We start from the raw sequence: 17,737 nt of genomic DNA, 5'->3' as shown, positions 1-17,737 counted from the left end.
AGTTTATTTACGCGAAGCGGCGACCTTCTCGGAGCTGCCGGTTGCAGTTTCCGGTGGGGGCATGTCATGCGCGTCTTCATAGCGTCGAGCTTGATCTGGGGATCGACCGCACTGGCCCACGCCGCCGAGCTGGACCTTCCCAGCAGCAAGCTAGTCGTACGCAACGATCCGTGCCGGGTGGAAGCCACCAGCGCGGAACGCACCAAACCAGCCGCACCAATTCAGGTCAGCCGCCGCAGTGCGATCTACGTCGACCAGCACATTCACAAGGCATGCCGACTCCTGGCCGACGCTCGCGATGAAAGCTCGCGATCCGACTCTATTCGTGGCGATCTTTACTACAGCATTATCGACCCGATCTATCGGGCCCATCCGGACATTGCGCGCGCCTCGCCTCGGTCGTCCATTCCAAGGGTGTTCCACGCGACCCCGCGCGATATTGAACGAACAACCGCCAACCTCCTCAACGACGAGATAACACGCCTTCAAAAAGACATCGGAGAACTCGGCGGGGACATGCTTGACCAAGCCGTTGATAAGAACGCTCCCACGAAAGCACTGGAGCCGTTCATCGACGCTACCGCCGAGCTTTCATTCGCCGGCAAAATCGCTCTCGATGCCTACCCCGATCTGTTTGTGAAGATGCTGGAAGCGGTACCGGATCAGCCCCGCACGGCCGAGAGTGACAAAGCCTTTCGCAAGGGTGCCCCGTCTCTTGGTTCGGTCAGCCTGACAGATGCCGCCTTGGCGCTGGTGCAAACGTTCATGCGGGATGTGCGCCGGATATCGGGCGACGAGCACATCGCATCGGTAGGCTGGGCGCGGGAACAGAAGTCAAAGGGCCCTGGCGATAGGAAATGGTCCAACCAGGGTGCAGGCTGGATCCTTGGCGCCCGACGGAAGACCGAGGTCCCTCCCGACGTCATAGACACCGTTCGGGGTATCGAGATCGTATTCACAGCCGAGGATCCGGCGATGCTCATGGGCAAGACGATTGATGCAACAAAGCGAAAACTGTTCGTTCGGGATTGAAGCCCAGCGCAAACGCACTTGCCGTAACGCCGGCCAATCCTCCACGCTGGTCGATAGCGACCCCTAAATCACCACTTCCCGCAGCACCCTCCGGCAATCCATCTCATATTCGAGATCAATCACCGGCGGCCGGGCGAAATGCCAGGTCAGGCCCGCGCGCGCGGCGCCGCGGCGCACGAGCGCGTCAGCAAAGACATGATGGAAATCGTGGATGGTGTAGGTCTGCACCGCTGTCGCGTCCTTCCAGCCGACCCCGAACTCGCCCATGCGCCGCTCCATCACGCCGGCAACGTAGCGAACCTTCTCGGCAATGCCGTCGGGGCTGATATCGCGGTAACGGACGGTACGCTCGGCATAGCTGGCGTTGCCCTCCTGCGACTCGCCGCTGCCCGCGATCACGAAGCTCGGCGCTGTGCTTTGGCTCGGCCGCGTGAACGAAAAGGCGTGGAACGACGGCTCGGCCGGCGGATCGATCTCCGGGCAGACATTGCTGCGCGCCACCGGATTGGTCGTCCCGTCATACACGCCCCACTCTGCCAGCGTCTTGACGTAGTGCAGGTTGAAATTGCGAAAACCCTCGTCGGTGAATGCGGCCGGCGATCGGAGCTCGCAGGCGCAGAACGACGTCAGCGGCCTGCCTGCGGCCTCGATATATTTTGCGATCTGCGCAAATCCCTCGGCGAGCGGCACCCATTTGTCGAAGCGCACCCGCTCGATCTCATATCCGGGATTGGCCGCCACGCCGCCGGAATATTGAAACACGGCTGGAATGAAGCGGTAGTTTCCGGCTGCAAATTCACTGGTCATGCTGGCTCCCTTTTTTCCTGTTTCCTAGCATGGAGCGCCGACGGCGTCGCCGGGGCCGCATCCTCCCGATATAAAAAAGCGACGGCAGCGATTTCCGCTGCCGTCGCCCGCGATCATTCCCGGCGAAAAAGCTCAGGTCGGCTTGAGCCCCTGCGTGCCGAGATCGAAATCGGCGATCTCCTTGGTCCGCTGCGAGTCGGCCTTGGCCTGGTGGTCCGTGGCCAGCCAGACATAGACCGCCGGCAGCACGAACAGCGTGAACAGCGTGCCGATCGACATGCCGGATACGACGACAAGGCCGATCGAGAAACGGCTGGCGGCGCCAGCACCGGTTGCCGTCAGCAGCGGGATCAGGCCGGTGACCATCGCTGCCGTCGTCATCAGGATCGGACGCAGCCGGATGCGGGCCGCCATTTCGATCGCCGAACGCTTGTCGAGGCCTTCCTTGAGCTGCAATTCGTTGGCGAACTCCACCATCAGAATGCCGTGCTTGGTAATCAGCCCGACCAGCGTCAGCAACCCGACCTGGGTGTAGATGTTGATGGTCGCCACGCCGAAGAACAGCGGAATCAGCGCACCGACGATCGCCATGGGCACGCTGATCATGATCACCAGCGGATCCCGCAGACTTTCGAACTGCGCCGCCAGCACCAGGAAGATGATGATCAGGGCGAAGCCGAAGGTGATCGCGAGCTGGTTGCCTTCCTGCACATATTGGCGGGAGTCGGCCAGATAATCGTGACCGAACCCGGCAGGCAGCTTCTTGGCTTCGCCCTCCAGGAAGTCCACGGCCTGCCCGACCGTCACGCCCGGCATCGGCACCGCAGAGAAGGTCGCCGAGTTGAGCTGGTTGTAGTGCGTGAGCGAATTTGGATCGGTAGCGGTCTCGATCGACACGATGGTCGACAGCGGCACGAGCTGTCCCGTATTGGTCGGGACATAGTAACCGCCGAGCGATTCCGGCGACAGCCGCATGCCGCGCGGGACCTGCGGGATCACCTGATAGGATCGTCCCTCGAGGTTGAACCTGTTGACATAGTTGCCGCCCAAAAGCGTCTGCAACGTGCTGCCGACCTGCGCCATGTTGATGCCGAGGTCGCTCGCCTTGGAACGGTCGATGGAGACGCGCACCACCGGCTGGTTGAACTCGAGGTCGCTGTCGGAGACGATGAACATGCCGCTCTTGCGCGCGGCCTCTTTCAGCTTTGCCATCTGCTCGTAGACGGCCTGGAAGCCGGCGGTCGAATTGATCACCATCTGTATCGGCAGGCCGCCCGGCCCGCCCGGAAGCGGCGGCAGGTTGAACGCAAATGCCTGGACGCCTTCGATGTTACCGATTTCAGCCTGCACCAGCGGCTTCAGCTGGATCGAGGAACGTTTACGCTCGTCCCACGGCTTGAGCAGCATGCCGGCAATGCCGCCCTGCGGGCCGTTGATGCCGTTCAGGACGAAAGTCAGGTCGGTTTCGGGAAACTTGGCGAACGCCTTGTCGAGCTTGTCGCCATAGAAGTCGACATAATCGATGTTGGCGTATTTCGGCGCCTTTGTCACCGAGAACACGATGCCCTGGTCCTCTTCCGGTGCCAGCTCCTTGGAGGTGTTCATATAGAGGAAGCCGACCAGACCGAGGATCGTCAGCGCGAACAGCCCGGTGATCGGGCGATAATCGAGCGAACGGTCGAGCTGACGGCCGTACCAGCGCGTCATCCCACCGAACACCCTGTTGACCAGCCTGGCGAACCGGCCCTCATCCGCACTCTTGAGAAGCACCGAGCACATCATCGGCGACAGCGTCAGCGCGATCACGCCCGATACGATCACCGAGCCCGCCAGCGTGAAAGCAAATTCGCGGAACAGCGAACCGGTGAGGCCGCCGAGGAAGCCGATCGGCGCATACACCGCGGCAAGCGTGATCGTCATCGAGATCACGGGTCCGACAATTTCGCGCGCGCCCTGCAGCGACGCCTGCACCGGCGTCTTGCCCTCCTCCAGATGGCGGTGGATGTTCTCGACCACCACGATGGCGTCGTCGACCACGAGTCCGATCGCCAGCACCATCGCCAGCAGCGTCAGAAGATTGAAGCTGAAGCCCATCGCCAGCATCAGGCTGCAGACGCCAATCAACGACAGCGGAATCGTGACCACCGGGATGATGACCGAACGGAACGAGGCCAGGAACAGGAAGATCACGACCACGACGATCAGTACCGCCTCGATCAGCGTATTCTTCACCTCGTCGATCGACGACTGAATGAACTTGGTGGAGTCATAGGCCACCTTCATCTTCATCGACGGTGGCAGGTTGCGTTCGATCTCCGGCATCAACGCGCGCACACCCTTGACCAGCGTCAGCGGGTTGCCTTGCGGCGTCGCCTGCACGCCGATGAAGATCGCGCGCTCGCCGCTGAAGGCGACGCTCGCATCCGAGCTCTGGGCGGCAAGCTCGACGGTTGCGATATCCTCGATCCGCACGAAGCCGCCGTCCTTGGATTTGACGATCATCTTCTTGAATTGCTCGAGGTTCCGCAGGTCCGTATTCGTCTGAACGTTCGAGACGATGAAGTAGCCCTTGGACTGCCCGGCCGCGGCCTGGAAGTTGTTTGCGGCAATCGCCTGCGAGACATCGCTTGGCGACACGCCGCGCCCCGCCATCTTGACCGGATCGAGCCACAACCGCATCGCAAAAGTCTGGCCGCCGAGAATATCGGCGGACGCCACGCCATCGACGGTCGACAGTACCGGCTGCACCACGCGCGTCAGATAGTCTGATATCGCCGAACCCGAGAGCTCGTCGCTGGAGAATCCGAGATACATCACGGCCGTGGTCTGACCGGTCGTCTTGACGACGATGGGATCGTTCGATTCCTTCGGGATCAGGTATTTGACCGAATTCACCTTGGCGAGCACTTCGGTCAGCGCCTGGTTCGGGTCAAAATTCAGCTTGACGTAAACCTGGATCGTGCTCGTGCCCTGCACGGACGACGAAGTGATGTAGTCCACGCCCTCGGCCGAGGCGACCGCCTGCTCAATCGGCGTGGTGATGAAACCCTGGATCAGATTGGCCGATGCGCCCGGGTACACGGTCGTGATGGTGACCACGGTATTCGACAGCTTCGGGTATTGCCGGATCGGCAATACGCTAGCGGCCCGCAGGCCGATCAGCAGGATCAGCAGACTGACGACGACCGACAGGACCGGACGCTTGATGAAAATATCGGTGAAGGCCATCTGTAGATTATCCCGCTGAGTTCAGCATTTCGGGGCGCGGCATCATTCGAGAACACCGCTGCCCGTCTTTCGCCAGCGCGGCCCCCTTGGGCCGCGCGATCGTGAGTTACCAGGCGTGTCAGTAGCGCGGCGGCTTCGCCGGAATTGGCGGCACCGGATCGTTCGAGAGCGTCACCGCCGCTCCCGATTGCAGCTTGAGCTGGCCCACCGCGACGACGCGGTCGCCATCTTTCAACCCTTTCAGGATTTCGGCGCGTCCTTCGATGCGGTTGCCGGTCTGCACGAAGGTCCGCGTCACCGAGAGGCTGGTCTTGCCATCCTCTTCCTTCTTCTCGCTGATGAGGTAGACCGAGTCGCCATAGAGCGTGTAGTCGATCGCGGTTTCGGGCACGGTGACCACCGGCGGCTTGTCCGGCAGCACCACGGTAGTGGTCGCGAACATGCCGGGCTTGAGGATCTTGTCCGGGTTCTGGATCGTGGCCTGCACGCGAATGTTTCGCGTTTCGGTCGCGATCTGCGGCTCGATGGTGGTGATCTTGCCCTCGAAGGTGCGCCCCGGATAGGCATCGACCGCGATACGGACGATCTGGCCGACCTTGAGCTGGCCGGAATCCTTTTCCGTCACGGTGAAGTTCGCAAACAGCACCGACAGATCGGTCAACGAGACGATCTGCGTCCCGGCGGTCAGATATTGTCCGACCTCGACCCTGCGAACGCCGAGTTCACCGTCGAAGGGAGCCCGCACCAGCTTCTGTGAGATGATGGCTTCCGTCTTGGCGATGCCGGCACTGGCCTGGTCGAACACAGCCTGGGCATTATCCACCGTCGCTTGCGGTCCGACCTGGCGCTCGGCCAGTTGCTTGGCGCGATCCAGCGATATCTGCGCCACGCGCTGCTGTGCCTTGAAGTTGGCGAGGTCGCCCTGCTCGGGACCGTCGAACAACTGCACCAACGGCGTACCCGCCTTCACGCTAGCGCCTGCCGTGAACAGGATATCGGTGATGCGGCCGTTCACGTCGGAGGTCACGTTGACCTGATGCACGGCGGCGAGATCGCCGACCGCGGTCAGAAGATTGGGAATCGTTTCGGACTTCGCCGTGGCGACGTTGACGCTAATCGGGGGCGGCTTCATGCCCGCGAAGAACTGCGCGATCATCTTGCCGCGGAAGTAGTTGAACCACACCAAGCCGCCGACCAGCAGAGCCAGCAGCGTTCCGATGATGATGAACCAGCGCACCATCCGGACCGGCCGCTTGTGCGGCTTCTCGGTAATCGGCTTGCCCGAAATTTTGGGTTCAGTCAGGATATTCATGTCATGCACTTTCCGCCGTTACCGATTGTCCCGAATTCGGTGACAGCCCGCCGTCCAGATGAGAAGCAATTGCGGCCTCGTTAAGTCCGATGCCGCGCAGGATGAATTGACTAAGTTGCCGCTCGAGATCGGCGGCGTTGCCGTAGGAAAGACAGGGCACGACCGGAAGCCGCGTCAGCGCCGCCATCAGCACGGTGTGATGCGCGAACCAGAACAGGTTGAGCGGATCGCTGCCGATCCGCGCCGCATCGCCAGACGCGACCGCACTTTCGATCGATGCGGTGAATACCGGCCTGATCAGGCCGCTGATCTTGTCGTAGAGCAGGCGCGCGAACTCGCCGTCGTCGAGATGGCTGGTCGTCATCAGCCGCAGCCGCTGCGCCTCTTCCTGGTCCGATCCGTTCGATACCTCGATGAAATGGTCAACCATGCCCTTGACCAGTTCGACCAGTGTGGCAGTGGAAGGCTCCTGGCCGAGCAGGTGCGCGAAATCCGGATCGGCTTCGCATTCTTCGGCGAGAATTTCGGCATAGAGCGCGGCCTTGGACGGGAAGTGCTTGAACAACAGCCCTTCCGAAATAGCCGCGGCGGCCGCCACGCTCTTGGTCGTGGTGCCGGCAAAGCCGTTACGGGCGAAGCATCGCTTGGCAGCGCTCAGGATCAATTGGCGCCGCAAGTCACTGGTCATACGCAGGGTGGACATGAGGGCGTGAGTAATCACTCACCTTGACGAAGTCAAGGATCTATTGCAGCGCACCAAGCGGATTCTGTCCCGGGGTGGCGTCAAAGACACAGCCTCATCGCCTTGTTCAGCCACGATTTTTTCCCAGAGTTCGACGCGCACCCTGCCGGCTCATTTCGGATGGGCCGCAACCCAAGCGAGCCGCAGAGACGCCCGGTGGGCAGCAGCGCACCCGCTTGACGCCCCTGCAACGGCAACTAAGATAGTTGCACATGCGACTAATTTGCCGATTTGTCCCGACCTCCCAAAAGGGTATGGCGAGCCATGAACCTGAATGCGCGCGAACTGGCGGCGACCTTCGACCTCGAAAAGCTGACGCCGGAGTTCTACGCGGACCCCTACCCGACCTATCGCGCGCTGCGAGAGAACGAGCCGGTCAAGCGGCTGCCGAACGGTTCGTATTTCCTGACCCGCTACGACGATCTGGTCACGGCCTACAAGAACACCAAGGCGTTCTCGTCGGACAAGAAGAAGGAGTTCTCGCCGAAGTACGGCGACTCCCTGCTCTACGAGCACCACACCACCAGCCTCGTCTTCAACGATCCTCCTGCCCACACCCGCGTCCGCCGCCTCATCATGGGCGCGCTGTCGCCACGCGCGATTGCCGGCATGGAGCCAGATCTGGTCAGGCTGGTAGACCGGCTGCTCGACACCATCGCGGCCAAAAGCAAGGTCGATCTGATCGAGGATTTTGCGACCGCGATTCCGATCGAGGTGATCGGCAATCTGCTTGACGTTCCGCAGGAGGAGCGCGGCCCCTTGCGCGACTGGTCGCTCGCCATCCTCGGCGCGCTGGAGCCGGTTATCGGCCCGGATGCTTTCGCCCGCGGCAACAAGGCGGTGAAGGATTTTCTTGCCTATCTGGAAGTACTGGTGGCACGGCGGCGGGCCAAGCCCGGCAATCCCGACCGCGATGTGCTGACCCGGCTCATCCAGGGCGAAGACAATGGCGAGCGGCTCACCGAAAAGGAGCTGCTGCACAACTGCATCTTCCTGCTCAATGCCGGCCATGAGACCACCACCAACCTGATCGGCAACGGGCTGGTGGCGCTGCTGCAGCACGCCGTCGAGAAGCGACGATTGATCGAGGACCCGTCGCTGATCAAGACCGCGGTCGAGGAAATGCTGCGGTTCGAGAGCTCCAACCAGCTCGGCAACCGCATGACAGTCGAGCCGTTCGAGCTCGGCGGCATCAAGATGCCACCGGGCACGCCGGTGACGCTGTGCATCGGCGCGGCCAACCGTGATCCCGCGCAGTTCGCCGACCCCGAACGTCTTGATGTCAGCCGCACGCCGAACCGGCATCTCGCCTTCGGCACCGGCGCGCATCAATGCGCCGGGATGGCGCTGGCGCGGCTCGAGGGCGCGATTGCGATCTCGCGTTTCCTCGCGCGCTTTCCGGATTATGCGCTCGACGGCGAACCGGTCCGCGGCGGCCGGGTGAGATTCCGCGGATTTCTGAGCGTGCCCTGCACGGTCGGCTAAGGCTATAGCGCCGCTCCCGCGTCACAAGATCGCAAAAGTCACAAGATCGCATAATAAGTCATAGGCTCCTAGCGAACGATTCCTACGCATGCGCGTTAGCTTTGCGGGCGACGAAGCACGAGGGAGTTGCGACCATGCTTCCGCTCGGGGTTCGCGTTGCCGTGTTTTTCCTTGGTGTCTCCGCGATCGCGTTGAGCACCGGCTCGTCCGCCCAACAGGGCAGAGGTCATGGCCAAGGTGGCGGGCCAGTTGGCGGGGCTGCGCCAGCGGCCCGACCGGCGGGACCACCGCCGGCTATGGCTCGCCCAGCGGCACCACCTCCGGCAATGGCCCGGCCTGCGGCACCACCTCCGGCAATGGCTCGGCCTGCGGCACCTCCGGCAATGGCGCGGCCCGCGGCGCCGGCGTTCCGTGCGGCTCCCCCGCCACAGCGCCCGGCCATGGCGCCGCATCATGCGCCACCGCGTATCGCCGCACCGTCGCGACCGGCCGCTCCGCGCGTTGCAGGGCCACGCCCCGAAATCCAGCGTGCAGCACCGCCGCAACGACCGGCCATGACGAGAGCTCCCGAGCCGCGCATCGCCGCGCCATCGCGCCCGAGCGCATCTCCCGGTGCGGAGGCACGGCCGTCGCGAACGGAACAGATCGAAACGCGCGCGCAGCAGCGCGAGCAGCGCATCCAGCAGCGACAGCAAATGGTCCAGGAGCGGCAGCGTGAGGTGCTGTCGCGCCAGAGCACGGAGCGCCAGGGCCGCATCGATCGCCTGCAGCAGCGTGTGCAGCAATTGCAGTCGCAAAAGCCCGAAGGCCGCCAGGCGCAACGTGCGCAGGAGCGGTTGCTGCAGACACAGAGCCGCCTGCTCCAGCGCGAACAGCGCATGCAGCAAAGCGATCAGGCGCGCCTGCAGCGGCTGGCACCCCCGCCTTCGGCCGAACGATCCGCCGCTGCGGCGGCTGTGCAGGCCGCCGCACGCGGACGGTTTGCCGCGCAGTTCCGCAGTAATGATGCCCTGCAGGCCCGAGCGGCACTTACGGCCCGGGAGCACGGCTGGGCTCCGCGCCACGCCTGGCGTCGCGGCCACCACGCAGCGTTTGTGGCCTGGCTCGGTCCGGTATTCTGGCCCTATGCCTATTCCGACATCTTCGAATATACGTTCTGGCCCACCGCCTACGACCCCGGCTATTGGGCCTACGCTTACGACGACTTCGTCGACGCGGTATTCTGGGGTACGGACAGCCCCTATTCCGCTTATGCCCGATATCCTGAACCAGGTGCGGCGATCACCGATTCTCGAGCGCGCGGACGCGCAAGCGTGAGCCCGCAGACTCTCCGGCAATTGTGCGGAGATCCAGGCAAGGGCGTGACCGCCTGGCCGATTGCGGAGATCACGCGGGCGGTACGGCCGACACCCGAGCAGCGTGCCCTGCTCGATGAATTGAAGACCGCTGCGGCAAAGGCTGCCGACGTGTTCAAGGAATCCTGCGCCGATTCCTATGCGATGACGCCACCTGGCCGCTTGCGAGCGATGACGAACCGCGTAAAAGCGACGCTCGACGCGATAACCATCGTACGGCCGGCACTTGAGAAGTTCTATAATTCGCTGAACGACGAGCAAAAGGCACGTTTCAACGCGCTCGGTCCGAGCCTCGGCGAACGCCCGCAGCAGCAAGCGAATGCTCAAGCCGAGGGCTGCGGCGATCCGAAATCCAGCCTCACCCAAATGCCGATCGAACGGATCGAGGCTGTCGTACGGCCGGCAGGCGAGCAAAAGGAAGCGCTCGACCGCTTGAGCGACGTGACCAAGAAGGCGGTTGCAGGACTGCAAGCTGTCTGCCCGGACGACGTGCCGCTTACCCCGGTCGGGCGGCTGGACGCGATGGAGAAGCGGCTCAAGGCCATGATCGAGGCAGCCGATTGGGTGCAGGAAGCATTGGACAAGTTCTATGCCACGCTGGGCAGCGAACAGAAGGCGCGCTTCAACACGCTGCGGCAGATCGCAAGCCCCTGACGTGACCGCAACTTTGACCAATCCCTTGGCTAACGAGGTGATCGAATGAGGCCATGGCACTCCATTACGCTCCGGCCAGCATCCAACCGGCAAGACAAACGTGCGCGACGCCGGCGCCGGTTGCTCCTGATAATGGCATTGAGCGGAACGGCGTACATGCTTGCATCGCCTTCCGCCCTGCCTCAGGCGCCGCAAGGCACGGAGGACACCTCAGGACAACAGGCGTTTAACAATGCCTGCCGGACCTGCCACCTGGTGAGAGAGGGCGACAATCGGCTTGGTCCCAACCTGTACAAGATCGTCGGACGGAAAGCAGGATCGCTGCCGGATTACGCGTTTTCCGGCGCAATGAAGGAGGCTGGCTTTGTCTGGGACGAGGAGAAGCTCGACCGCTTCATTGCAAATCCCGATGAGGTCGTACCCGGCAACAGCATGAAGCCGTACGGTGGCCTCTCATCGAGCGACGACAGAAAGAAAATCGTCGCCTTCCTTGCCCAACCGCGATAGCGAGGCAGCGCTCAGCCGGCGCGCCGGTCGATCCGACCCGCGCGCAGCGGCTAATTGCCGGCGGTGTTGAAGCGGGAGAGATCGCAATCCCGTTCGGCATATCTCACGCGCCGCAGCCCCTCGCGGTCCTCGACCACGGTCGGCTGGCAGCGTTCCTTCCATGCCGCCTGGCCGGCTTCATCGGCCTTCAGGTCTTCGGCCGTCCGGGGCGTGATCTTCATGGTGCTGCTGCCACCAACGTAAAAATTGCTTTGCCGGCTGTACCGCGGCGCGTAGGCACTGGCCGCAGCCCAGGCGGCCGCGGCAGCCCTCGCCGCTTGGGCAGCCTGGGCGGCATCCGCAGTCTGCGCGGGCGCGGACGAGACCGAAGCGATGACAATCGAGATTGCGATGAACACGCGCATTGATACTGCCTCTTGAATAAATGCCGTGCGTCAGCAATGGCCGACAAGCATTGAGGCGTCGTAAAGCGGCGTGACTAACCGGATCGCAATTTGGTCGATAAAGATTTAGCTGTCTTTCGGGCGCAGCAAGGCCACGGCATCACCGAGCAAAGGCCCGGGATGCTCCTCGCTGAATGCGAGGAGCGGAAACGGACAGTTACTCGCTGCGGCCGAACTCACACCCCTTGCGGGCGTAGACCAGGCGGACCACGCCTTCATTGTCGTAGGTGCGCTTCGGTTTGCAGAACGCTTCCCACTTCTCGATGCTGGCGCGCCTTGCCTTTTCGTCTTCCAGCTCTTGCGCCTGGTTGCGCACCGGGTCGTCGACAAAAGACCTCGTGCACACACTGCCAAAGTACCTGCTGTGGGTGCAGCGGTCCACGATCTGCCAGGCCTGCGCCGAGGTCGAAAGCAGGCTGAGGGTCGCAATTGCGTAAAGGATTTTCATGTTGTCGCTCATCGCTCGCGGAGACGTTCTCCGTGCGGTGTAGCTAGCGCCGGAGTTCGCGGGGGCGCAACGGTAACCCTTTGTTAATCTAAATAGCCGCGCAAAAGGTTAAATCTGGAACCGCGCGCTGTCTCTTGACGCGACACTATCACAACCAGAAGGCGTGTCAGTTCACATACGAGACATCACCGTCCGCCATTGAGACAGCGAACAAGCGGCTTCGATTGGCGGCCGTTAGACCACCGTCCGATGCCGCTCGATGCAGGTCTTCAAAACCTCGTCCATCGGCCTCGCCCACCAGTCGTTGGAGAAGATTTCGATCTCGGAATAACCGGCAAAGCCCTGTGCCTCGACCGCCGCTCGCGCGGATTTGATGTCGATGACGCCGTCGCCCATCATGCCGCGGTCGTTGAGGATGTCTTTTGTCGGCACCAGCCAGTCGCAGACGTGAAACGCGAGCAGGCGATCCTTTCCGGCGCGCGCGATCTGCGACATCAATTCCGGATCCCACCAGATGTGATAGACGTCGAGCGCCACGCCGAGCGCGCCGGTGCGCTGCGGATCGAGCTGGTCGCAAATATCCAGTGCCTGCTTGGTCGTGTTCACGCAGGCGCGGTCGGCGGCATAGGCCGGATGCAGCGGTTCGATCGCAAGCGGCATGTTGGCCTGCTGCGCATATTCCAGCATTTCGGCGATGGCGTCGTGAACCTGCGTGCGTGCCGCCGCGATGTCCTTCGAAACAGCGCTTCCCGGACGCGAATATTGCGGCAGGCCGCCGACAACAAGCACCATGCAGGGCGCGCCCAGTGCCTTGGCTTCGTCGACGGCGCGGCGATTGTCGTCACGCGCCTCGACGCGGCGCGCCGCATCGGAGGTGAACATACCGCCACGGCAATAGCCCGACAATTCAAGCCCGGCATCGCGGACGGCCCGCACCGCGCGGTCGAGGCCAACCGATGCGACCTGGTCGCGCCAGGGGTCGATGGCCCGGATGCCGTGCCGCGCGCAGGCGTCGATGATGGCGACGAGATCGCCCTGCTTGCGTACCGTCGCCGTGTTCAGCGACAGCCAGCGATGATCGCTCGAGAAATTGCGCATCAGGGCTCGATGCCGCGCGTTGCCAGCACCGTCTTCATGCGCCGTGTCGCCAGTTCAGGGTTGGAGAGCAGGCCGGCCTTGTCTGCCAAACGAAACAGTTCGGCCAGATGCAGCGTCGAGCGCGTGCTCTCCTGCCCGCCGACCATGGTGAAATGATCCTGATGGCCGCTGAGATAGGCCATGAAGACAATGCCGGTTTTGTAGAATCGCGTCGGCGCCCGGAAGATATGGCGCGAGAGCGGCACCGTCGGCCCCAGCACGTCATGGAAGCCGGCATCGTCGCCGGCTGCGAGCCGCGACAGCGCATAGGAAGCCGCGGGAGCGATGGCGTCGAAGATGCCGAGCAGCGCGTGGGAAAAGCCCTGCTCGTCGCCCGCGATCAGTTCGGCATAATTGAAATCGTCGCCGGTATACATCTTGACGTTCTTGTCGAGCCGCCGGCGCATGTCGATCTCGCGCTGCTTGTCGAGCAGCGAGACTTTTACGCCGTCAACCTTGGCCGCGTTGGCGTTGATGATGGCGACCGCCGTATCCATCGCCTTGTCGAGATCGGCGGTGCCCCAATAGCCGGCCAGCGCCGGATCGAACATGTCGCCGAGCCAGTGGATGATCACGGGCTCCCGCACCTGCCCCAGCACGCGGTTATAGACCTTGGCGTAATCGTCGGCGCTGCGGCCGAGTTTCGCCAGCGCGCGCGAGGCCATCAGGATGATACGGCCGCCGGCTTTCTCGACCGCGGCGATCTGCTCTTCATAGGCACGAACGACGTCATCGACCGACTTCGCGTCTTCCACCGTGAGGTGATCGGTGCCGGCGCCGGAGAACACCAGCGCGTTGCCCTTCGCTTTGGCCGCCTTCACCGAGCGCTGGATCAGCTCCAGTGACGTCGGCCAGTCCAGCCCCATGCCGCGCTGCGCGGTGTCCATCGCTTCGGCGACGCCAAGGCCGAGCTCCCAGATATGCTCGCGGAACGCAATCGTCCGGTCCCAATCGATGGCAGCGCTTAGCCAGGGATCGTTATCGGCAAACGGATCCGCAACCACGTGCGCGGCCGAGAAAGCCACGCGGTTGAGCGTGCCTTCGAGCTTTGCCGGAAACGTTCGCGAGGCGGCAAGACGATAAGTTTCGATGGAACGGTCCGCCCTCGGCAGCTTCACTGACAGCGATGACATCGGCAGGACAGGCTTGTTCATGGCTAGGCCTCCTCACACCTTGATCGGGGCAACGTCGATCCAGCGCCGCTCGCGCCAGCTCTGCAGCGCGCATTCGGCAAGCTGCACGCCCTTGGCGCCTTCCAGCAGCGTGAACTTGTAAGGCGCGTCCTCGCAGACGTGGCGGATGAACATCTCCCACTGCTCCTTGAAACCGTTGTCGTAGACGACGTTCTCCGGAACCTTCTGCCAGTCGGCATAGAAATCATGGGTCCGCTTTTCGTCCGGGTTCCATACCGGCCGTGGCGTCGCCTGGCGCGCCTGGATCACGCAATCCGTCAGGCCCGCGACCGCTGAACCGTGCGTGCCGTCGACCTGGAAGGTGACGAGGTCGTCACGATAGACCCGCGTCACCCAGCTCATATTGATATGCGCGATCACGCCGCCCTTGAGGCGGAAAGTGGCATAGGCGGAGTCATCGGCGGTCGCCGTGTACTTCTTGCCCTTCTCGTCGAAACGCTCGGGAATATCCGTCGTGCCGAGGCAGGAGATGCTCTCGACCTCGCCGAAGAGATTGTCGAGCACATAACGCCAGTGGCAGACCATGTCGAGAATGATGCCGCCGCCGTCCTCGCTGCGGTAATTCCACGACGGCCGCTGCGCCTCCTGCCAGCCGCCCTCGAACACCCAATAGCCGAACTCGCCGCGCACCGAGAGCATGCGGCCGAAGAATCCGGAATCGCGCAAGAAAGCGAGCTTCTTCAGGCCCGGCAGAAACAGCTTGTCCTGCACCGTGCCATGCTTGACGCCCTTGGCGTTGGCAAGCCGCAGCACCGCGATCGCCTCTTCGAGATTGGTCGCGATCGGCTTTTCGCAATAGACGTGCTTGCCGGCCTCGATCGCCTTGGTCAGCAGCGACGGACGCGCCTGCGTGGTCGCGGCATCGAAGAAGATGCTATCGTTCGTGTCCGCAAGCGCCTTGTCGAGATCGGTCGACCATCGCTCCACGTTGAAGCGCTTGGCGAGCTTCTCGACCTTCTCCGCGTCGCGCCCGATCAGGATCGGGTCGGGCAACATGCGGTCGCCGTTGGATAGCAGCACGCCGCCCTGGTCGCGGATCGCGATGATGGAGCGGATCAAATGCTGGTTGAGCCCCATCCGGCCGGTCACGCCGTTCATGATCAGGCCGAGGCGTTTGGTCGTCATACTGCTTTCTCCAGAGAAATTTTTGCTGTGGGCTCTGCGAGCGGCGACATCGCGGACCAGTCCGGATGCACGGCAGTGGCGAAGCCCGGTGTCGTCAGCGATCCCGTCAGGAGATTGCCGTCATCGATCGCGAGCCGGATTTTTTCGCCGTCGCGGACATAGAGATCGGGATGACCTGCGAGAAACGCTTCCGCCTCCGTGGCAGGCGTATCGCCAAAGCCGTCGACATAATGGTGGCCGTTGCGCTCGGCATGGGTGACGCCGATCAGCGCGCCGAGTGCGAGATCCTGCTGCACGGCAAGGCCGGCCTGACAGGTGAGATCTTCGCCTGCGATGAAGCATTGTTCACCGCCCGCGCTCCATTTGGCCGCGCGGGTGGCGTTGATCACCGACTTGTAAATCCCCTTGCAGGATTTCGAGGAGATGCCGCGATAGCCGAGCGCCCGCGCCACCGGGAACGCGTCGTAGCAATCATCGGCTTCGTCGACAATGAAGTCGCAGCGCGCCAACGCACCGAGTGGCGAGGCCTTCGTGATGTCGCGCGGCATCGGCTGTTCGATGTAGAGCAGTTTCGATGCGATCGGCCGCAGCGCGGGATCACGATCAAGCCGTTCGACCAGAGCGCTCAAGACTGCGAGATCGACATATTGCTCGTTAGCGTCCAGTGTGACGCGGTAATCGTACGACAGTGACGCGAGTTCTTTGCCGATCCGGGTCAGGCGATCCGCATCGTGTGCGGGATCGCCGTTGAGCTTGAGCTTGAAATAGCGCGCGCCGGCGTTTTCGCTGAAGTCGGCAACACCGCCCTCACCTTCGACCTTGTCGTCCATGCCAACCGTGTGCCGGATCGCGACGCGCTCCAGCCGTTTGCGGCCTGCGAGAAACTGCGACACGTCCTCATTGGCCAGATCGCGCGACAAGCGCGCATCGATACCGGCAATGTTCGCCGCCATGCCGTCGAAGAAGTTGGCACCCGTGCAGCGCAGCAGCGCATCCAGAATCGCCTTGTCGATTTCGGCCGGGCCATACGCCGCAGCCAGCGGCGGGATGTCTTCTTTGGCGCAGGCCTCGATCTGTGCGCCGATACAGGCGGCGTGTAGGCCGAACGCTGTCTCAAACGTCATATGTGCGAGATAGAAATCCCGCGCGATCATCAGCGTGCGCCGCAACTCGGCTACAGTCTCTTGCGGCGAGAGATGCGGCCGCTTGTCGAACCATTTTGGCACCAGGAATTCAGCGCTGGCGCCCGTTGCCGTCCCCTTGCCTTCGACCTCGATCTCGACGCGCACGAAAGCCTGCGGCGTTGCGTTGATGACGACCGCACCGAACCGGAACGGCCGGGCAAAAGCGACCGGACGTTCAAAGAAGGAAATGTCTCGTACGGCCAAACGATACGGCATCAAGCCAGCTTTCAGTCCAGCGCGCTTTGGGTGAAGAAGTGCTTGCGAATCCGCTGCACCAGTTCGGTGAAGGCGGGATCGGCCATCGCGTCCAGCGAGCGCGGGCGCGGCAGCGGCACGTCGTAGATCGCCGCGATCGCGCCGGGACGCTCGGTCATGACGAGCACACGGTCGGCGAGGAAAACCGCCTCCGGTATCGAATGCGTGATCAGCAGCACCGTCTTGCCGGTCTCGCGCTGGATGCGCATCAACTCGACATTCATCTTCTCGCGCGTCATGGCATCGAGCGCGCCGAACGGCTCGTCCATCAGCATGATCTTGGGATCGTGCACCAGCGCGCGGCAGATCGAGGCGCGCTGCTGCATGCCGCCGGATAATTGCCAGGGCAGTTTCTTTTCGAACCCTTCGAGACCGACGAGCTTCAACAGCGCTTTCGCGCGCGGCAGGTATTCGTCGCGCGGCAGCTTCTTCATGTCGATCGGCAACATGACGTTGGAAAGGATGTTGCGCCACGGCAGCAGCAGCGCGTTCTGGAACACGATGCCGACATTGCCGTGCGGCTTTGTCACCTTCTCGCCTTCGACCAGGATTTCGCCGGTCGAAGGCGCGAGCAGCCCGGAGATCATCTTGAGCAGTGTGGACTTGCCGCAGCCGGACGGGCCGACCACGACAAAGAACTCGCCCTCATTGATGTGGAAATCCAGCGGCCGCAGCGACGGCACGTCGCCGTCGCGCGAGCGATAGGTCTTTGAGACGCCGGACAGCGTAATGCCCGACGCGCTGCCGGCACGATCGGAGACCAGACGCAGATGCGCGGCTGGCTGGTCGAACTCGGTTGGTTTCGTCGCGGGATTCATTCAGCTCATTCC

16 protein-coding genes are annotated in these 17,737 nt (G+C 62.8%); 4 read left to right on the top strand and 12 right to left on the bottom strand.

What is annotated here, in order from left to right:
• The first annotated feature begins 66 nt into the window (after window positions 1–66).
• Window positions 67–1,032: a hypothetical protein gene (locus AC0QUY_RS35210; protein WP_475390618.1), complete on the top strand. Its 966-nt coding sequence runs from the start codon at window positions 67–69 to the stop codon at window positions 1,030–1,032.
• Window positions 1,033–1,095: 63 nt separating this feature from the next.
• Here AC0QUY_RS35210 and cnbZ read toward each other — a convergent pair whose 3' ends face one another.
• The 4 genes from cnbZ to AC0QUY_RS35190 form a co-directional block, all read right to left on the bottom strand.
• Window positions 1,096–1,839, bottom strand: a complete 744-nt coding sequence (gene cnbZ, locus AC0QUY_RS35205; protein ID WP_475390616.1) for a 2-amino-5-chloromuconate deaminase CnbZ — start codon at window positions 1,837–1,839, stop codon at window positions 1,096–1,098.
• A gap of 132 nt (window positions 1,840–1,971) precedes the next feature.
• A complete protein-coding gene (locus AC0QUY_RS35200; protein WP_161852866.1) occupies window positions 1,972–5,067 on the bottom strand; it encodes a MexW/MexI family multidrug efflux RND transporter permease subunit in 3,096 nt (1,031 codons plus the stop codon).
• Window positions 5,068–5,185: 118 nt separating this feature from the next.
• Window positions 5,186–6,379, bottom strand: coding sequence for an efflux RND transporter periplasmic adaptor subunit (locus AC0QUY_RS35195; RefSeq protein WP_475390615.1), 1,194 nt, complete (start codon window positions 6,377–6,379; stop codon window positions 5,186–5,188).
• A gap of 1 nt (window position 6,380) precedes the next feature.
• Entirely contained in the window at window positions 6,381–7,082 is a 702-nt protein-coding gene (locus AC0QUY_RS35190) for a TetR/AcrR family transcriptional regulator (RefSeq protein ID WP_475390614.1), read from the bottom strand.
• Between the two features lie 303 nt (window positions 7,083–7,385).
• On the opposite strand from AC0QUY_RS35190, the gene AC0QUY_RS35185 reads away from it, so the two are divergent.
• Entirely contained in the window at window positions 7,386–8,606 is a 1,221-nt protein-coding gene (locus AC0QUY_RS35185) for a cytochrome P450 (protein WP_475390613.1), read from the top strand.
• A 294-nt stretch (window positions 8,607–8,900) separates the two neighbouring features.
• Here the strand turns inward: AC0QUY_RS35185 and AC0QUY_RS35180 are convergent, their stop codons facing one another.
• Window positions 8,901–9,230, bottom strand: coding sequence for a hypothetical protein (locus tag AC0QUY_RS35180; protein WP_475390612.1), 330 nt, complete (start codon window positions 9,228–9,230; stop codon window positions 8,901–8,903).
• 71 nt (window positions 9,231–9,301) lie between these two features.
• Here AC0QUY_RS35180 and AC0QUY_RS35175 point away from each other — a divergent pair, with 71 nt between their 5' ends.
• The gene (locus AC0QUY_RS35175; RefSeq protein WP_475390611.1) at window positions 9,302–10,615 is read left to right on the top strand and encodes a Spy/CpxP family protein refolding chaperone; all 1,314 of its coding nucleotides are present in this window, start codon (window positions 9,302–9,304) and stop codon (window positions 10,613–10,615) included.
• Window positions 10,616–10,747: 132 nt separating this feature from the next.
• Window positions 10,748–11,122, top strand: a complete 375-nt coding sequence (locus tag AC0QUY_RS35170; protein ID WP_475390609.1) for a c-type cytochrome — start codon at window positions 10,748–10,750, stop codon at window positions 11,120–11,122.
• 50 nt (window positions 11,123–11,172) lie between these two features.
• Here the strand turns inward: AC0QUY_RS35170 and AC0QUY_RS35165 are convergent, their stop codons facing one another.
• From AC0QUY_RS35165 to AC0QUY_RS35135, 7 genes are all read right to left on the bottom strand, one after another.
• Entirely contained in the window at window positions 11,173–11,526 is a 354-nt protein-coding gene (locus AC0QUY_RS35165; RefSeq protein ID WP_475390608.1) for a hypothetical protein, read from the bottom strand.
• Window positions 11,527–11,722: 196 nt separating this feature from the next.
• On the bottom strand, window positions 11,723–12,013 hold the full coding sequence (locus tag AC0QUY_RS35160; protein ID WP_475390607.1) for a hypothetical protein: 291 nt from the start codon (window positions 12,011–12,013) through the stop codon (window positions 11,723–11,725).
• Between the two features lie 234 nt (window positions 12,014–12,247).
• Window positions 12,248–13,111 (bottom strand): sugar phosphate isomerase/epimerase family protein, encoded by an 864-nt coding sequence (locus AC0QUY_RS35155; RefSeq protein ID WP_475390606.1) that lies wholly within the window; start codon window positions 13,109–13,111, stop codon window positions 12,248–12,250.
• Window positions 13,111–14,304 (bottom strand): dihydrodipicolinate synthase family protein, encoded by a 1,194-nt coding sequence (locus AC0QUY_RS35150; protein WP_475390604.1) that lies wholly within the window; start codon window positions 14,302–14,304, stop codon window positions 13,111–13,113. The genes AC0QUY_RS35155 and AC0QUY_RS35150 overlap by 1 nt, the downstream gene beginning before the upstream one ends.
• Before the next feature lie 12 nt (window positions 14,305–14,316).
• Entirely contained in the window at window positions 14,317–15,468 is a 1,152-nt protein-coding gene (locus AC0QUY_RS35145; protein ID WP_475390603.1) for a Gfo/Idh/MocA family protein, read from the bottom strand.
• Entirely contained in the window at window positions 15,465–16,868 is a 1,404-nt protein-coding gene (locus AC0QUY_RS35140) for a hypothetical protein (RefSeq protein ID WP_475390601.1), read from the bottom strand. The genes AC0QUY_RS35145 and AC0QUY_RS35140 overlap by 4 nt, the downstream gene beginning before the upstream one ends.
• 11 nt (window positions 16,869–16,879) lie before the next feature.
• Window positions 16,880–17,725 (bottom strand): ABC transporter ATP-binding protein, encoded by an 846-nt coding sequence (locus AC0QUY_RS35135; RefSeq protein ID WP_475390599.1) that lies wholly within the window; start codon window positions 17,723–17,725, stop codon window positions 16,880–16,882.
• Window positions 17,726–17,737: the final 12 nt, after the last annotated feature.

The sequence above is a fragment of the Bradyrhizobium sp. WYCCWR15520 genome (genome assembly GCF_056174665.1).
The sequence above is the reverse complement of the archived record's forward strand: the minus strand, read 5'-3'. Positions and strand labels throughout refer to the sequence as shown.